Origin of the sequence: Cellulomonas septica (genome assembly GCF_012396155.1) — a bacterium.
Lineage (GTDB): Bacteria > Actinomycetota > Actinomycetes > Actinomycetales > Cellulomonadaceae > Cellulomonas > Cellulomonas septica.
The window spans coordinates 1-4,240 of record NZ_JAAXOY010000305.1; the positions used below are offsets into that span (position 1 = coordinate 1).

The 4,240-nt window shown below is 75.5% G+C and carries 3 protein-coding genes and 1 pseudogene; all 4 read left to right on the forward strand.

Going from position 1 to position 4,240, the window contains the following annotated elements; all coding sequences use genetic code 11:
• Window positions 1-354: pseudogene (locus HGA02_RS12070) on the forward strand (histidinol-phosphatase); the annotation flags it as partial.
• 79 nt (window positions 355-433) lie between these two features.
• Window positions 434-826 (forward strand): response regulator, encoded by a 393-nt coding sequence (locus tag HGA02_RS12075; RefSeq protein ID WP_168679213.1) that lies wholly within the window; start codon window positions 434-436, stop codon window positions 824-826.
• Window positions 827-855: 29 nt separating this feature from the next.
• Window positions 856-2,604 carry a sensor histidine kinase gene (locus HGA02_RS12080; protein ID WP_343035457.1) on the forward strand — a complete coding sequence of 583 codons (1,749 nt, stop codon included), beginning with the start codon at window positions 856-858 and terminating at the stop codon, window positions 2,602-2,604.
• A 182-nt stretch (window positions 2,605-2,786) separates the two neighbouring features.
• Window positions 2,787-4,187 carry an FAD-binding oxidoreductase gene (locus HGA02_RS12085; protein ID WP_168679214.1) on the forward strand — a complete coding sequence of 467 codons (1,401 nt, stop codon included), beginning with the start codon at window positions 2,787-2,789 and terminating at the stop codon, window positions 4,185-4,187.
• Window positions 4,188-4,240 lie beyond the last annotated feature (53 nt).

A 4,240-nucleotide genomic window follows, 5' to 3' on the forward strand; every position in this document is an offset into this window, starting at 1 on the left:
CTCGCGTCCGGGGCGCTGACGCGCGAGGGCGCGGTCGAGACGCTCGTGACCGCCACCGTCCGGGCCGTGCGGCGCGCCGGCCGCGCGCAGCTCGCGCACCCGCTGTCCCTGCTGCCGAAGATCGGCCTCACCGAGGACGACGTGCCCGACGACCTGCTCGACGAGCTCGCCGCCGTCGCGGTCGCGACCGGCACTCCGGTCGAGGTCAACGAGAAGTGGCGCTGCCCCGGACCGCGCGTGCGAGCCCGGTGGGCGGACGCGGGCGTCGCGCTCGTCGCGTCGACCGACGCGCACGTCGCGGACGACGTCGGCCGGTACGCGTGGCTGCGCGAGGCCCTCCGGGAGGACGCGTGACGACCGGACGCGCGACGTGCCGGGCCGCGACGCGCCCGATGTGCTGCGGTGCGACGCCGCGGACGGGCAGGCTGGACGCATGACCGACGACGACACGACCGTGGGACCCACCGAGCCGGGCGCGGGCACCCGCGTGCTGGTCGTCGACGACGAGCCCGACGAGCGCGCGCTGCTCGCGACCCACCTGCGCCGCGCGGGCTGCGAGGTGCTCGAGGCGCCGTCGGCGGAGGCCGCGCTCGCCGACGAGCAGCAGCTCGACGTCGACGTCGCGTTCGTCGACCTGCGCCTGCCCGGCATGGGCGGCTGGGAGCTCGTCGAGGAGCTGCACCGGCTCCGTCCCGGCCTGCCGGTCGTCGTCACCTCGGTGCTCGACGCGCACGACTACCCGGACGTCGAGGCGACGCTGCCGAAGCCGTTCGTCGGGGAGAGCGTGCGCACGGCCCTCGAGCAGGCGATGCGGGACCGCCGGTGACGTCGTCGTACCGCGCGCCGCTGCCGCCCGTGCCTGCGGGCGGGGGGTCGCGGCTCCTGACGAAGATCGCGTCGCGCCTGGGCGACGACGCGAACGTCGTCGAGCGCCAGCTGCCCTTCCTGGGCGTCTACCTGGTCGCCGTCCTCACGCTGTGGATCCCGTCGATCCCCGTGACCGTCCCGTGGGCGGTCTGGGTGTCCGCGGCGATCGCCGTCTCTCTCGCCGTCGTGGCCCGGATCGTGCGCTGGCGCGACGAGCCCGAGTGGACGCAGGACCTGCTCCCGATCATGCAGATGGTCTGCGTCGCGTTCCTGCGGGCCGGCACCGGCGGCGTCGGGTCGATGTACACGACGATGATCTTCCTGCCCGTGCTGGCGCTGTCGGCGCAGCGCGGCTGGCGCGGCCCGATCATCTCCGTGATCGGCGTCAACCTCGTCATCCTGCTGCCGCCGCTCCTCGACACGGGCGCCGGGATCGACTCGCTCGTGCTGGTCAGGGGGATGTTCGTGTCCCTGGTCGCGCTCGTCGTGTCCGTGACGGCGCACGAGGTGACGGAGCGGCTGCGCGCGCGGACCGAGGCCGTGTCGGTCATGCGCGACCGCGAGCAGGAGATGGTCGAGCGCATGCGTGCCGACGCGTTCGAGCTCGCGCGCGTCGCCGACGCCCGTCGCGCCGCGCGCGACGAGCTCGTCTCGATCATCGACTCCGCGACCGAGCAGGCGATCATCGCGACCGACGCGACCGGGATGATCCGCGTCTTCAACGCGGGAGCCGAGCGGCTGCTCGGCTTCGGCCAGGGCGAGGTCGTCGGCCGGAAGCGCATCACCGACCTGTACGCCGACGTCACGGAGCCGACGGGCAACCAGCCGCGCGCGCCCGGCTCGGTCGCCGCGCGGCTGCTCGAGTCGATCGTGACGCCCGGGGACGACGGGCGCGGGTCGCGCGACGCGACGTACCGCCGCCGCGACGGGACCGACGTGACGGTCAAGCTCGCGGTGACCCGACGGCTCGACGTCGACGGCAGCATCGCGGGGTACGTCGTCGTCGCGACCGACGTGACGGCCGAGCGCGAGGCGTCGCGGCTCAAGGACGAGTTCGTCAGCCTGGTGAGCCACGAGCTGCGCACCCCGCTGACGTCCGTGCTCGGGTACCTCGAGCTGCTGCTCGACGGCACGGACGAGCTCACCGAGGAGCAGCGCAGCTACCTCACGGTGATCGAGCGCAACGCGCGCCGCCAGCTCCGCCTGGTCGGCGACCTGCTGCTGACCGCGCAGGTCGACGCGGGCACGTTCGCGATCTCGCCGCGCGGCATCGACCTCGCCGACGTCGTGACGGGCTCGGTCGCGTCCCTCGGACCGGTCGCCGAGCAGGCGGGCGTGCGCCTCACGACGACCGTCGCACCCGCCCCGGTCACCGCCGACCCGGGACGGCTCTCGCAGGTCGTCGACAACCTCGTCTCCAACGCCGTGAAGTTCACGCCGGCGGGCGGCGAGGTGCACCTCGCGGTGGGTCCGACGCCCGACGGCGGCGCGGCCCTGTCGGTGCGCGACACGGGCATCGGCATCGCGCCCGACGAGCTCAGCCGCCTGACGACCCGGTTCTTCCGCGCGACGTCCGCGACGCGTCGCGCCATCCCCGGCGTCGGTCTGGGGCTCGCGATCGCTCGGGCCGTGGTCGACGCGCACGGCGGGCTGCTCGACATCGAGAGCACGCTGGGCGAGGGGACGACGTTCGTCGTGACGCTCCCGGCGGCCCCGCCTCCCGACGCGCACGCCTGACGCGCGAGCGACCACTCCCTGCGCCGGTCGCGTGCCCTCGCGCGGCGTCCGGCGCTCCGACCGCCGGCACCGGACGAACCGGATGTATCTGGACACCTGCCCGGGATTCCTTCTGCCCGTGCGCCCGACGCGGCGCCTCGTGACAGTGCACGGAACCCCGTGCCGGACCCGAAGGATCACCCATGTCGTCAGTCAGCCCCGCCCTCGGACCGGACCCCCGCCCGACCGGCGCCGCCGCCGTCCGCGCGCTGCGCGACGCCGTCCCCGCCGTGCACCTGCCCGGCACCGACGGCTACGCGCGGCTCACCGCCACCTCGAACCTCACGCGCCGCGTGAGCCCGCTCGCCGTGGTCGAGGCCACCGGTGCGGCGGACGTGAGCGCGACGCTGCGCATCGCCGCGGCGTTCGGCGTGCAGGTCGGCGTGCAGAGCACCGGCCACGGCGCGACCGAGGAGATGCGCGACGCGGTCCTCGTGCACACCGCCGCGCTCGACGAGCTCACGGTCCACGCCGAGGAGCGCTGGGCGCGCGTCGGTGCGGGCGTCCGCTGGGAGCGGGTGCTCGAGGCGACGGCACCGCACGGGCTCGCGGCCCTGTGCGGGTCCTCGCCCGACGTCGGCGTCGTCGGCCTGCTCACGGGTGGCGGGCTCGGGCCGGTCGCCCGCTCGCACGGCCTGTCGTCCGACACCGTGCGCGCGTTCGAGGTCGTCACGGGCGACGGCGTGCTGCGCCGCGTCACGCCCGACGAGCACCCGGACCTGTTCTGGGGCCTGCGCGGCGGCAAGGGCACGCTCGGCATCGTGACCGCGGTCGAGATCGACCTGATCGAGCTGCCCGAGGTGTACGGCGGCGGCCTCTGGTTCGCCGAGGCCGACGTCCCCGCGGTCCTGCGCACGTGGGGCCGGTGGTGCGAGCTGCTGCCCGAGGAGGGCACCACGTCCGCCGCCGTGATGCGGCTGCCCGACATGGACCCGTTCCCCGCACCGCTGCGCGGTCAGGTCACGCTGCACGTGCGCTTCGCCTGGACCGGTGACCCGGCGGTCGGCGAGGAGATGATCCGCGCGATCCGCGCGGTCGCCGCACCCGTCCTCGACACGGTCGGCGTCATGCCGTACGCCGCGCTCGGCGCGATCCACGCCGACCCGGTCGACCCGATGCCGCTGCACGAGTCCCACCACCTGCTGCACGGCTTCGGCGTGGACGGTGCCGACCGGCTGCTCGAGCTCGTCGGTCCGGGCGTCGACTCGGCGCTCGCCGTCGTCGAGGTCCGCCAGCTCGGCGGCCGCGTCCGCGAGGGCGAGCCGTGCGCGTACGCGCACCGCGACGCCGCGTACAGCGTCTTCGCGGTCGGCCTCATGATCCCCGAGGTCGCGCAGGTCGTGACGCGGGACGCCGCGCGCGTCGCGGTCGGGCTGGGCCCCTGGGTCGCCGAGGGCGGCCTGCCGAACTTCACCGACGCGGCCGGCACGGCGTGGGCGGACCGGGTGTTCACCCCGCTCGTCGCGCGCCGCCTGCGGTCGCTCGCCCGCACCTACGACCCCGCGGGCGTGCTCCTCGCGGCCCGCGGCGTGCGCGCGGCCTGATCAGTCGCGGGCGTCCCCGCGCGTCGACCACGGACCGGACGGCGCGCGCGGGG